Origin of the sequence: Streptococcus orisasini, from assembly GCF_001431045.1 — a bacterium.
GTDB lineage: Bacteria > Bacillota > Bacilli > Lactobacillales > Streptococcaceae > Streptococcus > Streptococcus orisasini.
In genome coordinates this window covers 1-1075 of the sequence record NZ_BCLE01000011.1, presented here as the reverse complement: position 1 = coordinate 1075, position 1075 = coordinate 1, and the positions used below count along the sequence as shown (strand labels likewise).

The window sequence follows — 1075 nt, the reverse complement described above, 5'->3', positions numbered from 1 at the left end:
TGGTGTGGTCTCCGACGATGAAAAGAGCCACGTGACGGTTTCCGATGGTGCTAAAGGTGATAAAGGCGATACCGGAGCTGCTGGTCGTGACGGCGTAGACGGCAAGGACGGTAAAGCAGGAGCAGCTGGATTTGTCGATGTTGTGGATAACCACGACGGTACTAAGACGCTCACCACAGGCACCGATACCAACGGCGATGGTGTAGTCTCCGACGATGAGAAGAACAGCGTTACCGTTTCTGACGGTGCCCAAGGAGCCAAAGGTGATAAAGGTGATACTGGAGCCAAAGGTGACACAGGAGCCGCAGGCCGTGATGGTGTAGATGGTAAAGCTGGCGCCGCAGGCTTCGTCGATGTCAAGGATAACAACAATGGCACCAAGACCATCACCACAGGTACAGATACCAACGGCGACGGTGTAGTCTCTGAAGACGAAAAGACTAGTGTGACCGTTTCCGATGGCGCTCAAGGAGCTAAAGGTGATAAGGGTGACACAGGAGCCAAAGGCGATAAGGGCGACAAAGGTGATACCGGAGCCGCAGGTCGCGATGGCCGTGATGGTGTAGATGGTAAAGCCGGAGCTGCAGGTTATGTTAATGTCGTAGATAACAACAATGGCACTAAGACTATCACTACAGGAACTGATACTAATGGCGACGGTGTAGTCTCTGAAGACGAAAAGACTAGTGTGACCGTTTCCGATGGTGCTCAAGGAGCCAAAGGCGATAAGGGCGACAAAGGTGATACTGGAGCCGCAGGTCGTGATGGCCGTGACGGCGTAGACGGTAAAGCTGGCGCAGCAGGCTTCATCGATGTTAAGGATAACAACAATGGCACTAAGACTATCACTACAGGAACTGATACCAACGGTGATGGCATCGTTTCTGACGATGAGAAGAACAGTGTAACTGTTTCTGATGGTGCTCAAGGAGCCAAAGGTGATAAGGGAGACAAAGGTGATACCGGAGCCGCAGGCCGTGATGGCGTAGACGGTAAAGCAGGTGCCGCAGGCTTCATCGATGTTAAGGATAACAACAATGGCACTAAGACTATCACTACAGGAACTGATACCAAT

Annotated in this window: 1 pseudogene; it reads left to right on the top strand. The window is 51.9% G+C overall.

Annotation, left to right across the window (positions count from 1 at the left end):
* A pseudogene (locus tag SCSH_RS02565) lies at nt 1–1075 on the top strand (hypothetical protein); the annotation flags it as partial.